Here is a 17,332-nt window from a genome sequence, read left to right as displayed (position 1 = left end):
GGTATGCCCACCAGTCTCACCCCTCGGTGCCGCCCGGCGGCTGCGTGAACTGCCAAGGTTCGGTCGCCAGAACTGGAGACAGTTGTCAGAACCGGGGGTGACCGGCCCCTGTGCCGGGCCCGCGGGCGGCCCCGCCGAGGGGGCGCCCGCGGGCGGCGGGACGGCCCGCGCGGGGGCAGCAGCCCGCCCGATCCAACGGCAGAGCCGGGCCGTCGCACGGGTATTGCTCCGCCCGCGGGCGCGTCCCGGCGGCCGTCCGGTGTCCGGATGCTCCCGTTGGGGCATCCCCCGGACACTCCCCGTTACGGCAGTGCCCGGAAGCGCCGCAGCCGCAGACTGTTGCCCACGACGAAGACCGAGGAGAAGGCCATCGCGGCACCGGCGATCATCGGGTTGAGCAGTCCGGCAGCGGCCAGCGGCAGCGCCGCGACGTTGTAGCCGAACGCCCAGAACAGATTGGTCCGGATGGTGCCGAGCGTCGCACGGGCCAGCCGGATGGCGTCCGCCGCGGTGCGCAGATCGCCCCGTACGAGGGTGAGGTCACCGGCCTCGATGGCGGCGTCGGTGCCTGTGCCCATCGCCAGCCCCAGGTCTGCGCGGGACAGCGCGGCCGCGTCGTTGACGCCGTCGCCGACCATGGCGACCGAGCGGCCCTCGGACTGCAGCCGGGCGACGACCGCGACCTTGTCCTCGGGGAGCACCTCGGCGATCACCTCGTCGATACCGACCTCGGCGGCCACCGCCCTCGCGACGGCCTCGTGGTCGCCGGTCAGCAGGACCGGGGTCAGCCCCAGGGCGCGCAGCCGGCGCACCGCCTCGGCGCTGGTGGGCTTGACCGCGTCGGACACGACCAGGACCGCGCGGGCCGCGCCGTCCCAGCCGACGGTGACGGCGGTACGGCCCCGGGCCTCGGCCGCGGCCTTGGCGGCCGCCAGCTCGGGCGGCAGGGACTGGTTCCACCGGTTCAGCAGCTGCTCGCGGCCCACGAGGACGGTACGGCCCTCGACCACTCCCCGGACGCCCAGGCCCGGGACGTTCACGAAGTCCTCCGGAGCCGGCAGGGTGGCGCCACGGGACTCGGCCCCGGTGGCGACGGCGCGGGCGATGGGGTGCTCCGAGGCGTGTTCCAGCGCGCCGGCCAGCCGCAGCACCTCCGGTTCCGACACCCCCTCGGCGAGGTGGACCTCGGTCAGCGTCATCACTCCGGTGGTGACCGTGCCGGTCTTGTCCAGGACGACGGTGTCCACCCGCCGGGTCGACTCCAGCACCTCCGGCCCCTTGAGCAGGATGCCGAGCTGGGCGCCGCGTCCGGTACCGACCATCAGCGCGGTCGGAGTGGCCAGCCCCAGGGCGCACGGGCAGGCGATGATCAGGACGGCGACGGCCGCGGTGAAGGCGGCCACCGCCCCGTGGCCGGTGCCGAGCCAGTAGCCGAGGGTGCCCAGGGCGAGCGCGATCACGAGCGGGACGAAGACCGCGGAGATCCGGTCGGCCAGCCGCTGCGCCGCGGCCTTCCCGTTCTGGGCGTCCTCGACCAGCCGCGCCATCCGGGCGAGCTGGGTGTCCGCGCCGACCCGGGTGGCCTCGACGACCAGCCGGCCGCCCGCGTTGACGGTGGCGCCGGTGACGGTGTCGCCGGGGGAGACCTCGACGGGGACGGACTCGCCGGTGAGCATCGAGGCGTCCACCGCGGAGGCGCCCTCCACCACCTTTCCGTCGGTGGCGATCTTCTCGCCGGGCCGTACGACGAAGCGGTCCCCGACGCGCAACGCGCCGACGGGGATACGGACTTCGCGGCCGTCCCGCAGCACCGCGACGTCCTTGGCGCCCAGCTCCAGCAGCGCCCGCAGCGCCGCGCCCGCCTTCCGCTTCGCGCGCGCCTCGAAGGAGCGGCCGGCCAGGATGAAGGTGGTGACCCCGGCCGCGGCCTCCAGGTAGATGGCGCCGCTGCCGTCGGTGCGGGCCAGGGTCAGCTCGAAGGGGTGGGTCATCCCCGGCATGCCCGCGGTGCCGAAGAACAGCGCCCACAGCGACCAGCCCAGCGCCGCGAGGGTGCCCATCGAGATGAGGGTGTCCATCGTGGCGGCGCCGTGCCGCAGATTCGTCCAGGCGGCCCGGTGGAACGGCCAGGCGCCGTACGCGACCACCGGGGCGGCCAGGGTCAGTGAGAGCCACTGCCAGTTGGTGAACTGCAGCGGAGGCACCATCGCCATCAGCACCACCGGGACGGTGAGGGCGAGGGAGACCAGCAGGCGCTGCCGGAGCGCGGTGTGCGCCTCGCCGTCCCGGTCGTCCGCAGGACCCCCGGCGTCGCCGGCCGGAGGCTCGGCGGCGGGCGGCTCCGGGACCGTCGCGGTGTAGCCGGTCTTCTCCACGGTGGCGATCAGGTCCGCGGCCGCGACGCCGCTGCCCTCCGCGACCGTCACCTTCGCCTTCTCGGTGGCGTAGTTGACGGTGGCGGTGACCCCCTCCATGCGGTTGAGCTTCTTCTCGATGCGGGCGGCGCACGAGGCGCAGGTCATCCCGCCGATCTCCAACTCGACGCCGTGCGCTCCGATCGCGGTGGTCATACCTGCTCCTCGGTCTGCTGCGAGTGCGTGTCTCCAAGGAGAACCTTATACCCCCCTAGGGTATTCCCCGCGAGGGGCGTCACGGCGCCGCGCCCTCTTCCTCGCTCGCTGCCGCCCCCGCCGCCCGGTTCACCCGGCCGCCCATCGCCCGCAGATACGCGGCCAGCTCCGGCGGTTCGTGCACGGTGAACTCGTGCCCCAGCAGCGCCAGCCGGACCGCCAGCCACTCCAGCGCATCGGGGGTGCTGTGCCAGCGGCAGGACGCCTCGTCGACCGGTTCGACCTCGCCCGCCGCCGGTCCGCCCAGCTTGGCGGCCACCTCAGCGGCCGGTGCGTACACGGTCGCCACCACCCGGTGGGTCGTGGCCCTCCCCTGCATCCGCTCCCGGACGTAGGCGCCCGCGTCGGCGGCCGGCAGGGTGCGCGGCGGGGTCCGGACCCCGGTGGGGAACGGCTCGCTCAGCCGGTCCACCCGGAAGATCCGCCAGTCCTCGCGGTCGTTGTCGTACGCCACGAGATACCAGCGGCGCCCCGACGCGACCAGGCGGTGCGGCTCCACCAGCCGCTTGCTGTGGGCGCCGGCACCGGCCCGGTAGCGGAAGCGCAGCCGCTCCTGGTTGGTGATCGCCGCGGCGAGCACCGTCAGATGCTCCGGGTCGACGGTCGGGTGGTCGCCGGACGGCAGGGACACGGTGGCGGTGCCGAGCGTGCCCACCCGCCGCCGCAGCCGGGACGGCAGCACCTGCTCCAGCTTGGCGAGAGCCCGTACGGAGGCCTCCTCGATGCCCTCGACGGTGTGCCCGGCGGCCGAGCGCAGACCGACCGCGATGGCCACCGCCTCGTCGTCGTCCAGCAGCAGCGGCGGCATCGCGGCCCCCGCGGCCAGCCGGTAGCCGCCCTCCGCGCCCATCGTGGCGTGCACGGGGTAGCCCAGCTCGCGCAGCCGGTCGATGTCGCGGCGGATCGTCCGGGTGGTGACCCCCAGCCGCCCGGCCAGCTCACTGCCGGGCCATTCGCGCGGGGTCTGCAGCAGGGACAGCAGATTCAGCAGTCGCGCCGATGTCTCACTCATGGGATCGATGATGGCGCTCCGAGTAGGACCGGAGCTGTCCTACAGCGGGCCTAATGTCGAAGACCTCGACGCCACGGCCGGCCACCGCCCGGCGGCCCCGGCGTCATCTTCCGCTCCCTTCCGCACCGGTTCCCCTGGAGAACACCCATGACCACGACCGTGCCCGCGGCCCACGAGGCGGCCGATCCGGCCCCCGCGGCGGCCGGCCGCAGACGCTGGATCGCGCTCGCCGTCCTGCTGACCGCGAGCTTCATGGACCTGGTCGACGCGACCATCGTCAATATCGCCATCCCGAGCATCCAGCGGGACACCGGCGCGGGCTTCAGCGCCGTGCAGTGGGTCACCGCCGGCTACGCCCTCGCCTTCGCCCTCGGCCTGATCACCGGCGGCCGGCTCGGCGACATCTACGGCCGCAAGAAGCTCTTCCTGCTCGGCATGGGCGGCTTCACCGTCGCCTCCGCGCTGTGCGGTGTCGCGACGGACCCCGGGATGCTGGTCGGCGCGCGGGTGTTGCAGGGCGCGATGGCCGCGCTGATGGTGCCGCAGGTGCTGGCGATCATCCACGTCAGCTTCCCGGCGGGCGAACGCGGCAAGGTCTTCGGGATGTTCGGCGCGGTGATCGGTCTCGGCGCGGTCTGCGGCCCGCTGATCGGTGCCCTGCTCACCGAGGGCAACCTCCTCGGCCTGGAATGGCGCCCGATCTTCCTGATCAATCTGCCGGTCGGGATCATCGGCATCCTCCTCGGCCGCCGCTTCCTCACCGAGTCCAAAGCCACGCGGGCCCTGCGCGTCGACCTCATCGGGACCGCGCTGGCCACCGTGGGCCTGCTGATGCTGCTCTACCCGCTCACCCAGGGACGCGAGTCCGGCTGGCCGCTGTGGGGCTTCGTCTCGATGGCCGCGAGCCCGCTCGTCCTGGCGCTCTTCGTCCGCTACGAGCGGGTCAAGGCCCGCAAGGACGGCTCCCCGCTCGTCGAGCTCTCCCTCTTCTCGGTGCGGACCTTCGCGGCGGGCGCCGGCGTCCAGCTGACCTTCGGCGTGGTCAGCGGCCTCTTCTTCCTGGTCTGGACGCTCCATATGCAACTGGGGCTGGGCTGGGGCCCGTTGCACGCCGGGCTGACCGGGGTGCCGTTCTCGCTCGCCTGCTCCACCGCGGCCGGGATGTCCGTACAGAAGCTGGTGCCGCGGTTCGGACGCGCGGTGCTGCAGGCCGGCGCGCTGATCATGCTCTCCGGTGCGCTGCTCTACCTCTGGGAGGCCGGGCACTACGGCACCGCCCTGCAGTCCTGGCAGATGGCCCCGGCGATGCTGCTGATGGGGGCCGGGATGGGCCTGATCGTCGCCCCGATCACCGACGCGGCGATCTCCGAGGTCCCGGCCGAGCACTCCGGCTCGGCCTCCGGCATCTTCAACACCACCGGCCAGCTGGGCATGGCGCTCGGTCTCGGCCTGTCGTCGGTGGCCTTCTTCGGGGTCGTCGGCGGTACGGGGGAGCCGGGCGGCGCGGCGGCCGCGGCCGGGCTCGGGCCCGCCTTCATCGACGCCACCACCCACGCCCTGTGGTGGATCTCCGGCGGTCTGGTCCTCATCTTCGGTCTGCTGTTCCTGATGCCGCGGCGGGTGTCCGCCCCGGAGGCACCGGAGCGGACGGCCCCCGCGGAGGCGGAGCAGCCGCCCGTCCTCGTCTCCTGAGGGAAAGCCGCCCGGCCTCTGGGGCGGCAGCCCCCGCCCCCCGCCCGGAACCGACGCACCATCGAGCCGAGGAGCCCCGCCATGGCGGACAGAACCTTCAAGCGCGCGCTGGCCGGGCGGCAGGCCGGGAACTTCCCCGTGCTGCTGATCGACGGCACGGTCGCCGGTGTCTGGCACCAGCGCCGCTCCGGCCGCCGGATGATTCAGCTCACGGTCGAGCCGCTGACACCACTGACCGCCCGGCAGCGGCGCGGCCTGGACGCCCAGGTGGAGCGCGTCGGCGAAATCCTCCAGGGCACCACGGAGTTGACGATCGGCACGGTCAGTGTGGGGCCGTACGCCTGACCCGCACGGCCTGCCGCACCCCGCAGCGGGCCGCGCAACCCAGGGTTTCCGCTCCGCCCCGCTGCGTAAAAACGGCCGCTTCGCCGTACCGTTCACCGCCTCCCGCGGGCCATACTGGCCGGGTGTCGATGATCAGCAACCTCCGCAAGGCCGTCCGGCTGCCGCAGCCGCGCACCCGGGGAGTCGACCTCAGCCACCCGGCGCGGTCGCCCCTCGGTACCGCCGTGGTGAACTGCGCGGTGTACGTGGACGGCGTGCGGCAGGAGGGCGACCACCCGGCCGATGTGGCGATCCACCGGGTCCGGAAATCCGGCAGTGGATTTGTCTGGATCGGGCTGCATGAGCCCTCCGAGAAGGAATTCGCCGGAATCGTCGAGCTGTTCGGGCTCCACCCGCTCGCCGTCGAGGACGCGGTCCACGCCCATCAGCGGCCGAAGCTGGAGCACTACGACGACTCGCTGTTCACCGTCTTCAAGACCGTCCGCTATGTCGATCACGACCGGCTCACCGACACCAGCGAAGTCGTGGAGACCGGCGAGATCATGGTCTTCACCGGCACCGACTTCGTGATCACGGTACGGCACGGCGGGCACGGTTCGCTGGGCCCGCTCCGCGAGCAACTGGAGTGCGTGCCCGAGCAGTTGGCGCTCGGCCCGTCCGCCGTGCTGCACGCCGTCGCCGACCTCGTCGTGGACGACTACCTCGATGTCACGGCCGCCGTCCAGGACGATATCGACGACGTCGAGAGCGAGGTCTTCTCGGTGCGCGGCAGCGTCGGGGCCGGCCGGATCTACCAGCTCAAGCGCGAGCTGCTGGAACTCAAGCGCGCGGTGGCCCCCCTGGACCGGCCGATGCAGGAGCTGGCCACCCGGCCGATGTCCGAGGTCGACTCCCGGATCACGACCTACTTCCGGGACGTCGCCGACCACCTCGACCGGGTCACCGAGCAGATCACCGCCTTCGACGAACTGCTCAACTCCATACTGCAGGCCCATCTCGCCCAGGTCACCGTCGCCCAGAACGAGGACATGCGCCGGATCAGTGCCTGGGTCGCGATCCTGGCCGTACCGACCATGGTCTGCGGTGTGTACGGCATGAATTTCGACCATATGCCGGAAAAGCACTGGACATTCGGCTATCCGCTGGTGATGACCGTGATACTGAGCATCTGCTGGGTGATCCACCGCGGCTTCAAGCGGAACGGGTGGCTCTAGGGTGAACACGTCCTGACGCCTCGGGCGGGCGCCTCCGCCCCTACGCCGTCGGGAAAGTCACGGCAGCGACGGCCGCTGCCCGACGTCGTATCGGTAGCCCTACGGCAGCGCGGACCCGTTGTGCAGGTAATGGGGTATACCGCGCGTCAGCGCCTCTGTGGCCGCCACGAAGCGGGGCACCATTCGCCGGGGCAGCATCGTCAGTGCCTCAGCCTTTGAGGTGAAGGCCAGCCGCGAAAGCTCCTCATCGTGGGGCCGCAGTTCGTCGACAACCTCTTGGGCCAAGACTCCGCCGTCGAAGATGAACGCAAGCTGGTCGTCCCATGCCTCATGGGGAGCCACCCAGTCCACCACGAGGAAGCCGCGGAGGGTGACGGCCAGCCCCAGCTCTTCCTTGAGTTCACGTATAGCTGTGTGTTCCGGTGGCTCGTTCGCTTCGGCCATTCCGCCGGGCAGATCCCATCCCGGTTTGTAGGTGGGCTTCACCAAGAGGAAATGGCCAGACGTGTTCCTCAACAGAACATCGGCAGCGACGCGCTTGCGGGCTTGCCGGGCATTCCCTTCCGCAAGATACGCATACCAGGCGTCCGGCTCGTCAGGGGTGGGTGTCATGGAGAGGTGCCTTCGCTGCGGGGCATCATGATGTCGGCCAGGAGGAGTAACCGCGTCTTTGCTGAAGCGTCGAACTGTGCCAAGAAGTCCCGTACAGGCCGGTATCCACGGTGACTGTCCAGCATGCGCCGAAGATCGGCAAGCTGGTTGACGACGCGGACCGAGCCAAGAGGCGGGTTCGTGGTCAGTAGCCCTGGTGGGAGCCGGCCTCTTCCCGGGGCCGGCCCCCACCGTTGAGAGGACACAACGATGCCCAGCCAAGGACCCTTTGACCTCCCTGCCCACGTCGCAGACGTGGTAGGACCGCTGAGCCGCCGACTCGTTGTCAACCGGCGCGGCTCTACGGTCTGGGACGTGCGGACTGCCACCGGCCGATTCGCGATCAAGCTGGGCTACCGCAGCCGGACACACGAATGGACGGCGCTGGGCCCTGCCCGAGAGGCGGTCATTCTTCGTCAGCTCATCACCGAAGAAGTCCGCTTCGGGGAGTGGGAGGAGGGGACGTGGAGCATGCAGCCGTGGCGGGACGGCGAAGCCCTCTTTGCACGGTGGGAACCCTCCCGGCACCCCAGTGAGCCGCGGGAGCCCAACCTTGCCGAAGCGCTTTCGTGCGCCGCCGCGCTGGCCGCTCTGCATGAAGCCGGATGGGTGCATGGCGACGTACAGCCCAACCACTTCGTCATCGGCCCTACCAGGACCGCCCTCATTGACCTGGCGCTTGCCCAGGGCGGCGAGATCCCCGAGTCCTATGACTTCAGCTATCGAGGCTGCCTGGTCCACTACGAGGCGCCGGAGATCTCTGAGAGCATCTTGGCAACTGGTACTGCTGCACCCACGCAAGAAGCGGATGTGTATGCGCTGGGCGCGTCGTGGTTCATCTCCGCCACCGGTTGGAGGCACGTGTCCTACCCGGACGGCGCCGAACGCAAGGACCAGCGGCAAGCCATCGTCGACAAGCCCCATCGCCCGATTAATGTACCGGGGCCGTTGGGCCCCCTGATCGAGGGCATGATGAGCCGCGATCCATCGGCGCGGCCGACTGGCACCGAAGTGTGCGCAGCCCTCCACGGCATGCTCTGAGAGAGCGAACCGATGGCGGGATCACCTCGCCATCACGTATCCCGCCGAGCGGGAGCCCAGAACCGTCTGACCTGCATAGATGCCCAGCGGCAGCTGGGGCACACCACCGTCTCGCCCCCCCCGCCCCGCCGCCCGCCGCGGCACCCGCGGCCGAGCGGCGGTAGCCTGAGATCGCCGATGATCTCGGGAGACACATGAACGAGCGACGCCGCCGGGCGGCGCCCTGGCAAGGGCAGTGGCCGGTGATCGGCGTGGTGGCCGTGGGGGGTGCCATCGGTGCCGCGGCCCGTTACGGCGCCGCCCTCCTCTGGCCCACCGGCAACGGTTCCTTCCCCTGGACGACCCTGGCCGTGAACGTCGTGGGCTGTGCGCTGATGGGCGTGCTGATGGTCATGATCACTGAGGTCTGGCCCGCCCACCGGCTGGTGCGTCCGTTCCTCGGCACCGGCATCCTCGGCGGCTTCACCACCTTCTCCACCTACGCCGTGGACATCCAGCGGCTGATCGACGCCCGGCACCCGGCCGTGGCCATGGCCTGTCTCGCGGGCACCGTACTCGCCGCGCTCGCGGCCGTACGGTGCGCGGTGACCGGCACACGTGCACTTCTCGAACTGAGGCGGCGGACGGCATGACAGACGGCACGGCACATCCCGGCGGCACCCCGGCGCTCCGGCTCACGGTCCTCGTCGGCGAACAGGACGTGTGGCACCACAAGCCCCTGTACGCGGAGATCGTGCACCGCGCCCGCGAAGCCGGACTGGCCGGTGCCAGCGTCTTCCGCGGCATCGAGGGTTTCGGCGCCACCTCCCTGATCCACACCCAGCGGCTGCTGTCGCTGAGCGAGGAGCTGCCGGTCGCGATCGTCCTCGTCGACAGCGAGGAGCGGGTCCGCTCCTTCCTCCCGCAGCTGGACGAACTCCTCACGGACGGCGGCACGGTCACCCTCGACCCGTGCGAGCGGATCACCTACCCCCGCACGGGCGGTACGGCTCCGGAGGACGGCGGCCGCGGGTGAACTGGCTGCTGGTGGTGGCCGGGGCGATGGTCGGGGCGCCGCTGCGCTTCCTCACCGACCGCTATGTGCAGTGCCGGCACGACACGGTCTTCCCCTGGGGGACGTTCACCGTCAATGTCGCCGGCAGTCTGATCCTCGGCCTGGTGACCGGCGCGGTCGCCGCCGGCGCCGCCTCCTCGCACGTCCAACTGCTGCTCGGCACCGGCCTGTGCGGAGCGCTGACGACCTACTCGACCTTCTCGTACGAGACGCTCCGGCTGGCGGCCGACGGGGCGCGTGGCTGGGCCGCCGCCAATGTCGTGCTGAGCGTGCTCGCCACACTCGCGGCCGCGTTCGCCGGGGTGGCCGCCGCCCGGGCGCTGTGGGGCTGACCCGGGCGGCCGGACGGCAGACGAAAGCGGTGGGGCTCCGGGGGAGCCCCACCGCATGGGCGGCGCAGAGAGGCGAGGGCTGGTGGGGTACGAGGGCCGGCCGCCAGGTTCCGGCACTCGACAGCCCCAGGCCGTTCGCGGACCCGGCCACCGTCAGCCGGGCCGGGTCCGCGGGCCTCCGCCGAACTTCGTTACTTCAGCGGGTCCGTCGGGTACGTCAGGAGGCCTTGCCGAAGCGGATGCCCGCCAGTCCGTTGGCCCAGAGCTGGTCCACCTTGGCGCTCTCGTTCGCGTCCGGGTTGGCGTTCTGGCAGGACGTGCCGGGGCCGCCGCCGGACATCAGCTCGCTGCACGGGCCCTCGTAGTGGTCCGGCAGGCCCAGCACATGGCCGGTCTCGTGCGCGGTCACGCGGGTGGAGTTGTACTCCTGGTTCTGCTGGTAGTCCAGGAAGACGAAGCCCTTCCCGTGACCGTCGGTGCTGGCGTACGAGCCGCGCGGGTCGTTGCCCTCCCGGTACTCGAAGTCGCCGCCGCTGCCTTCCTGCAGCTTCACGTTCTGCACGGCGCCGTTCCAGATGGAGGTGCTCTGCGCTATCTGGTCCGCGAACTTCGGGGCCTTGCTGGCGTCGTAGGTGACGGTGACCGAGGCCGCGTCCGGGTGCGCCTTCATCTTGGCCTTGGCCGACTTGATCACGGCCTCGAAGAACGCCTTGGTGTCGGCCTTCTCGGCGGCCGAGCCGTTGTACGCCGCGATCGAAGCGGCGCTGCTGTGGGAGGAGTTGGTGGGGGAGGGGGAAGCTGCCGAAACCGGCGCCGCTGCTGCGAGCGCGGCGACAAGGCCCAGTCCGAGCGCCGCCGACAGCGCCGTCTTGGGAGATCTCATGTGGGGGCTCCTTAATTTCCGAGGGCCGTACGGTCGCCGTGTGGGGCGGCGACCGGGGCCCTGCGGATTTCTTGGTGCCGTTGAGTCTGGACGGAGTTCGCCCGGAAGACGGAGATGTTAGGTGGCGATAGCACCAGCCAATACCCTGAGAAAAAAAGGGAGTTCAGACGGGTTTGAGAGTCTGGTGTGACGTGTGCCTGCGTCGTTATGCTCCGGATGTGGAGCTTGAGGTAAGGCATCTTCGCGCATTGTGCGCCATCGCCGACACCGGCAGCGTACGCAAGGCTGCCCGGCAACTCGGCATGACCCAGCCCTCCCTGACCACCCAGCTCCACCGCATCGAGAAAGCCCTCGGTGGCCAGCTCTTCTTCCGTGAACCGAGCGGTAGCCGGCCCACGCCGCTGGGGCATTCGGTCCTGTGCCGGGCCCGGCCGATAGTGGCCGAAATGCGGGCACTTATTGACGAGGTTGCCTCGACCTCACAGCGCGAACAGGGCGCACGGCTGCACATCGGCAGCACCAACAGCCCCGCCGTCGCCGGCTGGCTGCGCCGGCTACGGGTACGGCTGCCGGAGACGGACACCACGATAAGAACCGATGTGTCCGCCAATGCCCTGCTGCACATGGTCGCGATGGGACAGCTCGACGCCGCCTTCGTCCACGAGGTCGAGGGGGCGCCCCTGCGGGTCCCCGACGGCCTTGCCGAACACGAACTCATCGCCCGGGAACCGCAGTTCATCGCCCTGGCGGACACCCACCCAGCGGCCGCCCGGGAGGTCATCCGGGTGGCGGACCTCGCCGACGACCAGTGGATGGTCGACCCGGCCGTGGACGGCGAATGGGCCGGACTGCGCCGCATCTGGGCCGCGGCCGGAATCAACCCCCGGGTCGTGCACGGCGACTACCTCACCACGGTGGACCTCGTCACGGCCGGTGAGGTGGTCACCCCCTGCCAGCCGACCGCCCGCTCCCGCCACGGCATGGCGATCCGCCCCCTGTACGGCGATCCGCTGGCCGTCCGCCTGTTCATGGCCTGCCGTCAGGACGACACCTCCGCCGCCTCAGCGGATGACCTGTTCGCCGACCTGACCGCCTCGTACATGGAGATCGCCTGGGCGAGCGAGGCATACCGGGCGTGGCTGGTACGCCATGACGGACCGCTGCCCGTAGGGAGCTAGGGAGCTGGGGAGCTAGGGGGCGTCACACTCCCGCCTGGCGGACGACCGCCGTTCCGTCGTCGAAGGTGGCCGGCCGGCCGGCACCGACAGCGGTCATGCGCAGCAATGTCTCGGCGATGTGGTTGTCACCGGTCTTCAGCATGCGGTGGACGAGGTCGGCGAGCCGTGGGGATCGGTGGCCGGCCACGGGCACGTCGGTGCTCTCCGCACGGCCGCGGGTCACCTCGCCCTCGACGGCGATGCCCTCCGCGGCGAGCTGCCCGGCGAAGACCTTTCCGGCGTCGAGCGAGGCGTCGGCGACACTGTGTCCGTCGACCGCCAGGGCGCGGACGGGGGCGACGGTGTTGAGGCGGTAGCCCTCTTTCCATCTGTGGGCGAGCGTCGGTTCGGGGAAGAGGCTGTCGTCCACGCGGACCTTGACGTGGGTCACGCCCGCGGACTTGAGCCCGGCCGCCGCCGTCCTGGCGAGTTCGGCGAGGTCATCGGCCGTCAGGACCCGGTCGCCGCCGATGAGGGTGAGGGTGCCGTTGCCGTGGACGACCTTTGTGGTGAAGCGGTGTTCGGGGCCGAGCACCGTCAGGGCGGCGGTGGCCAACTTCGTGTGGAACGCGGGCAGCAGGGCTGTGGAGGCACGGTGGCCCCGGACGACCCTGTCAGCGGCGCGATCCAGGACCACGCCGCTGACGCTGCTGCCCATATGGGAGTCGTTGATGCGGGTGTGGGGGTTCTCGATGGGCTTCTGGTCGGAGTGTGCGGCGTCGGCCTTGATGGCGCTGTCGCTGTCCGGGGTGGACAAGGAGGGCTTTGCGGCACCGGTGTTCTCAGCGGCGTAGGCGGACGGTCCGGCCATCATGACCCCGGCGACGGGCGCGGTCGCGGCGAAGGCGAGGGCGCGGCGGACGGCCGTCGTCATCGGCTTGGGGCGGCGGTGGCGCCGGCGGGTGCCGGAGGTCGCGGTGCGGGCAGGGCCGGTGATGGTTTCGTGCACGGGATTCCAGACGTCTGGGAGGGAGGGGGCGAGTGATGGGCGGAGCATCAGGGAGAGCAGGGTCGCGAGGCGCTACGGGACAAGGGACGGCCACTCCGGGCAGTCCGTGTTCGGCTCTCAGCAGTGGGTGCGGAGCACCTCGCGGCCGTTCAGCCACTGTGGTCTGGAAGCAGTGGCTCGTATGGAAGGCGGTGTGGCGCGGTGCCGGGGCCCCTACAGGCCGTTGAGGAAGTCGAGAAGAGCCTTGTTGACCTCCGCCGGACGTTCTTGCTGTGTCCAGTGGCCGCTGTCCGGTACGTCGACGACCGCGCGCAGGTCGGGGACGAGTGCGGGATTTTCCAGCATGTCCGGGGGGCAGACGCTGCGGACGAAGTCGTGCTCACCGATGACATAGAGCGCCGGTGGCACGATCGGGGCGTCCTGCCAGGCTGCGGTCAGCTCCCAATTGCGGTCGAGATTGCGGTACCAGTTGAGGCCGCCGGTGAATCCCGTGGTGGCGAACTGACCGGTGAAAGTGGCGATATCGGCTTCGGTGAGCCATCCCGGCAAACTTTCCGGGACGGCGAACCGGCCGAGGAAGCTGCCTTCGCCTGTGGGGGTGCCGGCGAGGACCTTGCGGAAGGTTGTTGGGATGTCCTTGGCCGGCTCTGCCTCGGCGGCCTGCGGTTGCTGGAAGTAGACCTGGTAGAAGTCCTCGCCGAAGCGTTCACGAGCATCGGATATCGGGGGGACGGGGCCACGTGGCATGGGCGGGACGCTCACTCCGGCAACGCCGCGCACGAGGTCGGGGCGTAGCAGGGCAGTGTGCCAGGCGATCGCGGCGCCCCAGTCATGACCGACGACTACGGCGTGCTTCTCGCCCAAGGCGTGGATGAGGCCGACGACGTCGCCGACGAGGTGCAGGATGGTGTAGTTGTCGACGCCTTCGGGGCAGTCGGTGCTGCCGTAACCTCGCTGGTCGGGCGCGACCACGCGGTAGCCGGCCTCGGCGAGTGGCTGGAGCTGGTGACGCCAGGAGTACGAGGTTTCCGGGAAGCCGTGAAGGAGCAGAACGAGTGGGCCTTCGCCCTGCTCGGTGCAGTGCATGGTGATGCCGTTGGCGGACACGTGGCGGTGCTTGGGAGACATGGAACCTTCTGGCTTCCTGTTCCGGGTTGGCTTCTTGGTGGATGAGGGAGCGGTACGGGAACGCAGGGGCGGCCCGCATGCTCGGGCGATGCCGGCTTCTTCGGAGCGGGCGGCCCTGCCCTTCGCCTGCGGTTGCCCATTCGGCCAGGGCACGCCGCACGTTGTCGGGGTGGCGGTGCGGCAGGACGCCGAGCAGTGTCGGCGACGACGCTGACCGGAGGTCCGCCGATGTGCCGTGGTCGCAGGGCCGTTGCGATCGCGCTGATCCCGAGTCCGACCACCAGAGCCTGGCGACTTCCGTGGTTCGTGACGTCCATGCACTCACCATAAGCACGACTGACCAATTTCGTCATTTGGTCAGTTCGTGAGGTGCGTCACGGCGCCGAGTGGCCACTCGCGCTGGAGATGCTCGATGAGCTCGCCGCCCTCGGGCTGCGGCCCGTGCGTTGTCCCGGCACGTGGGTGTCAGGCGACGGCAAGGACGGCGACGGCAGGAACGGTCGGCGACAGGAACGGCCGACCGCAGGAACGGCCGACCGCAGAGTGCGGTCAACGGCAGAAGGCGGCCAACGGCAGGGACACCGTGGCTACTTCGCCCGCCCGTCTTCCCCCTGCTCCGCCGCCCGCTCCTCCAGGAGGGCCTGTTCACGGGTGTTGCGGGTCAGCGCGGCGGCGCGCAGAAACTCCTCCCGGGCCTCCGCCGCCCGCCCCAGCCGGGCGAGCAGATCACCACGGACGCTCGGCAGGAGGTGATAGCCCGCCAGCGCCGGCTCCGCCGCCAGCCCGTCCACGACGGCGAGGCCCTGCTCCGCGCCGAACGCCATCCCCACCGCGACCGCCCGGTTCTTTCCGGGGCCGGTCTACCTGGGGCCCGTCTGCCCGGAGCCGTCTGCCCGGGGCCGGTGGTCTGCGGGCCGGCCGTGCCGGAGGCGGCCCGGCGCCCCGTCCGCCAACCGCGTGCCCGTCCGCCAACCGCGTGAAAGGCATGGGCCCGGCCTCCCGGGAACGGCCGGGCAGCGGGGCGATGGCCGAGAGTGGGACGCCCGAGCGCCGGCGCGGCCAAGCCTGGAGACCCTGTGGACGGCACCCTTTCCCTGGTTCTGCTCCTGCTGTTCCTGTGGTGCCTGTGCTCACGGCGGATGGAGCGCTTCGAGCTCACCGCGCCGGCCGCCTTCGTCCTGCTGGGCCTGCTGCTGGGTGAGGGCACCGGGGTCCTCGACCTCGCCCTCCCGCACGAGACGGTCAAGGTGCTCGCGGAGATCACCCTGGTCTGGGTGCTCTTCACCGATGCCGCACGGCTCTCCTTCCGCGCCCTGCGCCCGGAACTCGGCATCTACGTGCGACTGTTGGCGATCGGTCTGCCGCTGTGCGTGGGCCTCGGGGCGGTGCTGGCGTCCGTCCTCCTGCCCGGTGTTTCGGGCTGGTCCGCCCTCTACGTCGCAGCCGCGCTCGCCCCGACGGACGCCGCGCTCGGCGCCACGATGATGGTCAACCCCGTGGTGCCGGCGAAGATCCGCCGGGTCATCAACGTGGAGAGCGGCCTCAACGACGGCATCGTCACCCCGCTGGTGGTGCTCGCCCTGGCCGGGGTGTCCGCGGCCGAGCACACCGCCGGACCGGATGCCACCGGCCATGCCCTGGTGCAGCTCGCCGTCGGTGCGGCGTACGGCGCGGTGGTCGGGCTGGCCGCCGGATGGCTGCTGCGCACCTCGCTCCGCAACGGCTGGGCGGCCGAGGACTTCGCCGGCGCGGGCGTCCTGGCCCTCTCCCTCCTCGGCTACACCTCCGCCCTCGCGATCGGCGGCAACGGCTTCGTCGCCGCCTTCGTCACCGGCCTGGCGTTCGGCACGACGCACGGGGCGCCCCCGCGGGTGCTGCTGTACGTCGAGCAGTCCGGGGCGCTGCTGTCCGTGCTGGTGTGGCTGGTCTTCGGCGCGGTGCTGCTTCCCGAGGTGTTCGCCCATGTCACCTGGCAGGCCGTGGTCTACGCCGTACTGAGCCTGACGGTGATCCGCATGGTGCCGGTGGCGCTGTGTCTGGCCGGCAGCGGGCTGGACGCCCGGACGGTGGGCTTCATCGGCTGGTTCGGCCCCCGCGGACTGGCCTCGATCATCTTCGGCCTGCTCGCCGTCGAGGAACTCACCCCCGCCGGTGCCCGCCCGGTACTCCCGGTGATCGCCTGCACCGTACTCCTCAGCGTCCTCGCCCACGGCCTCACTTCCGCACCCCTGGCGAACCGCTACGGACGGGCCGCGGCGGCCAGGGGCATCGGCCCGGCCGGTCCCGCGGCGGAGGAACTGCGCGTCAGAGGGATGGCGGCCGGTGGGCTGCACCACGGACCGCACCGGGGATAGCCGGGCTCGCCGTCGGGGCTACGGTCCCTCGATACGGGGGAGCCACACCTGGAACGCGGTGTGGCCCGGACGGCTGGTCAGGGCGACGCGTCCGCCGTGCGCAGTGGTCACCGCCTGGGTGATCGCCAGGCCCAGGCCCGTACCGCCCGCGCTCCTCGAACGCCCGTTGTCGGTGCGGACGAACCGGTCGAAGACCTCGGCCTGCAGCGTCTCCGGTACGCCGGGTCCGTCGTCCTGGACCAGGATTTCCACCTCGTTGACCCGTTCGGTGAGGCCCACCGTCACCCGGGTGCCCGGCGGAGTGTGGGTGCGGGCGTTCGCGAGCAGGTTGGTGAGCACCTGCTGCAGTCCGCGCTCATCGCCCCGCAGCACCACGGGTTCCTCGGGAAGCCGCAGTACCCAGCGGTGCTCCGGTCCGGTGGCGCGGGCGTCGCTCACCGCGTCGAGGACCAGACGGGTCAGGTCCACCGGCTCGGCCGCCAGCGGGCGCCCCGCGTCCAGCCGGGCGAGCAGCAGCAGATCGTCCACGAGCTCACCCATGCGCACGGATTCGCAGCGGACCCGGCCCAGGGCGTGCCGCACCTCGTCCGGCACCGGCCCGCGGCTGCGCAGGGCCAGCTCCGCGTGCCCGCGGATCGTGGCCACAGGGGTCCGCAGCTCATGGCTGGCGTCGGCGGCGAACCGGCGCAGCCGCTGTTCGCTGGCGAGCCTGCGGGCGAGTGACTCCTCGACGTGCTGGAGCATCCGGTTGAACGCGCGGCCGACCCGGCCCACCTCGGTGCGGGGATCGGTGTCCGGGACGCGTTCGTCGTCGACGACGAGCACCCGCA

The 17,332-nt window shown here is 71.2% G+C and carries 15 protein-coding genes and 2 pseudogenes; 9 read left to right on the top strand and 8 right to left on the bottom strand.

Going from position 1 to position 17,332, the window contains the following annotated elements:
- Positions 1-302 precede the first annotated feature (302 nt).
- Both SLV14N_RS12800 and SLV14N_RS12795 read right to left on the bottom strand, forming a co-directional pair.
- Complete coding sequence (locus SLV14N_RS12800; RefSeq protein ID WP_263269377.1) at positions 303-2,570, bottom strand: cation-translocating P-type ATPase; 2,268 nt, start codon at positions 2,568-2,570, stop codon at positions 303-305.
- A gap of 79 nt (positions 2,571-2,649) precedes the next feature.
- The gene (locus tag SLV14N_RS12795) at positions 2,650-3,642 is read right to left on the bottom strand and encodes a YafY family protein (RefSeq protein WP_263269376.1); all 993 of its coding nucleotides are present in this window, start codon (positions 3,640-3,642) and stop codon (positions 2,650-2,652) included.
- A gap of 147 nt (positions 3,643-3,789) precedes the next feature.
- Between SLV14N_RS12795 and SLV14N_RS12790 the strand changes: the two genes are divergently transcribed.
- The 3 genes from SLV14N_RS12790 to SLV14N_RS12780 all read left to right on the top strand — a co-directional run bounded on the left by SLV14N_RS12790 (position 3,790) and on the right by SLV14N_RS12780 (position 6,893).
- Positions 3,790-5,334 carry an MFS transporter gene (locus SLV14N_RS12790; RefSeq protein WP_263269375.1) on the top strand — a complete coding sequence of 515 codons (1,545 nt, stop codon included), beginning with the start codon at positions 3,790-3,792 and terminating at the stop codon, positions 5,332-5,334.
- An 18-nt stretch (positions 5,335-5,352) separates the two neighbouring features.
- On the top strand, positions 5,353-5,679 hold the full coding sequence (locus SLV14N_RS12785) for a crosslink repair DNA glycosylase YcaQ family protein (protein ID WP_317633734.1): 327 nt from the start codon (positions 5,353-5,355) through the stop codon (positions 5,677-5,679).
- Between the two features lie 128 nt (positions 5,680-5,807).
- The gene (locus tag SLV14N_RS12780) at positions 5,808-6,893 is read left to right on the top strand and encodes a magnesium and cobalt transport protein CorA (RefSeq protein ID WP_208687846.1); all 1,086 of its coding nucleotides are present in this window, start codon (positions 5,808-5,810) and stop codon (positions 6,891-6,893) included.
- Between the two features lie 99 nt (positions 6,894-6,992).
- Here the strand turns inward: SLV14N_RS12780 and SLV14N_RS12775 are convergent, their stop codons facing one another.
- Positions 6,993-7,505, bottom strand: coding sequence for an NUDIX hydrolase (locus tag SLV14N_RS12775; protein WP_263269374.1), 513 nt, complete (start codon positions 7,503-7,505; stop codon positions 6,993-6,995).
- A gap of 354 nt (positions 7,506-7,859) precedes the next feature.
- Between SLV14N_RS12775 and SLV14N_RS12770 the strand changes: the two genes are divergently transcribed.
- The 4 genes from SLV14N_RS12770 to crcB all read left to right on the top strand — a co-directional run bounded on the left by SLV14N_RS12770 (position 7,860) and on the right by crcB (position 9,971).
- On the top strand, positions 7,860-8,585 hold the full coding sequence (locus tag SLV14N_RS12770; protein WP_317633702.1) for a phosphotransferase: 726 nt from the start codon (positions 7,860-7,862) through the stop codon (positions 8,583-8,585).
- Positions 8,586-8,779: 194 nt separating this feature from the next.
- Entirely contained in the window at positions 8,780-9,217 is a 438-nt protein-coding gene (locus SLV14N_RS12765; protein WP_263269372.1) for a CrcB family protein, read from the top strand.
- Positions 9,214-9,600, top strand: a complete 387-nt coding sequence (locus SLV14N_RS12760; RefSeq protein WP_263269371.1) for a DUF190 domain-containing protein — start codon at positions 9,214-9,216, stop codon at positions 9,598-9,600. Before SLV14N_RS12765 ends, SLV14N_RS12760 begins: the two co-directional genes overlap by 4 nt.
- Complete coding sequence (crcB, locus tag SLV14N_RS12755) at positions 9,597-9,971, top strand: fluoride efflux transporter CrcB (RefSeq protein ID WP_263269370.1); 375 nt, start codon at positions 9,597-9,599, stop codon at positions 9,969-9,971. The genes SLV14N_RS12760 and crcB overlap by 4 nt, the downstream gene beginning before the upstream one ends.
- Positions 9,972-10,188: 217 nt before the next feature.
- Here crcB and snpA read toward each other — a convergent pair whose 3' ends face one another.
- On the bottom strand, positions 10,189-10,854 hold the full coding sequence (gene snpA / locus SLV14N_RS12750) for a snapalysin (RefSeq protein WP_208681030.1): 666 nt from the start codon (positions 10,852-10,854) through the stop codon (positions 10,189-10,191).
- Positions 10,855-11,072: 218 nt separating this feature from the next.
- On the opposite strand from snpA, the gene SLV14N_RS12745 reads away from it, so the two are divergent.
- On the top strand, positions 11,073-12,032 hold the full coding sequence (locus tag SLV14N_RS12745; RefSeq protein WP_259670263.1) for a LysR family transcriptional regulator: 960 nt from the start codon (positions 11,073-11,075) through the stop codon (positions 12,030-12,032).
- Between the two features lie 22 nt (positions 12,033-12,054).
- Here SLV14N_RS12745 and SLV14N_RS12740 read toward each other — a convergent pair whose 3' ends face one another.
- The 3 genes and pseudogenes from SLV14N_RS12740 to SLV14N_RS12730 all read right to left on the bottom strand — a co-directional run.
- The gene (locus tag SLV14N_RS12740; RefSeq protein ID WP_263269369.1) at positions 12,055-13,020 is read right to left on the bottom strand and encodes a D-alanyl-D-alanine carboxypeptidase; all 966 of its coding nucleotides are present in this window, start codon (positions 13,018-13,020) and stop codon (positions 12,055-12,057) included.
- Between the two features lie 213 nt (positions 13,021-13,233).
- Entirely contained in the window at positions 13,234-14,148 is a 915-nt protein-coding gene (locus SLV14N_RS12735) for an alpha/beta fold hydrolase (RefSeq protein WP_263269368.1), read from the bottom strand.
- A gap of 587 nt (positions 14,149-14,735) precedes the next feature.
- A pseudogene (locus SLV14N_RS12730) lies at positions 14,736-14,993 on the bottom strand (RNA polymerase subunit sigma-24); the annotation flags it as partial.
- 231 nt (positions 14,994-15,224) lie between these two features.
- Here SLV14N_RS12730 and SLV14N_RS12725 point away from each other — a divergent pair.
- Entirely contained in the window at positions 15,225-16,502 is a 1,278-nt protein-coding gene (locus SLV14N_RS12725) for a cation:proton antiporter (protein ID WP_263269367.1), read from the top strand.
- An 18-nt stretch (positions 16,503-16,520) separates the two neighbouring features.
- Here the strand turns inward: SLV14N_RS12725 and SLV14N_RS12720 are convergent.
- Positions 16,521-17,303: pseudogene (locus SLV14N_RS12720) on the bottom strand (sensor histidine kinase); the annotation flags it as partial.
- Positions 17,304-17,332: the final 29 nt, after the last annotated feature.

The sequence above is a fragment of the Streptomyces sp. Je 1-4 4N24 genome, assembly GCF_026239515.1.
Lineage (GTDB): Bacteria > Actinomycetota > Actinomycetes > Streptomycetales > Streptomycetaceae > Streptomyces > Streptomyces nigrescens.
This window is presented reverse-complemented; position numbering and strand designations above follow the sequence as displayed.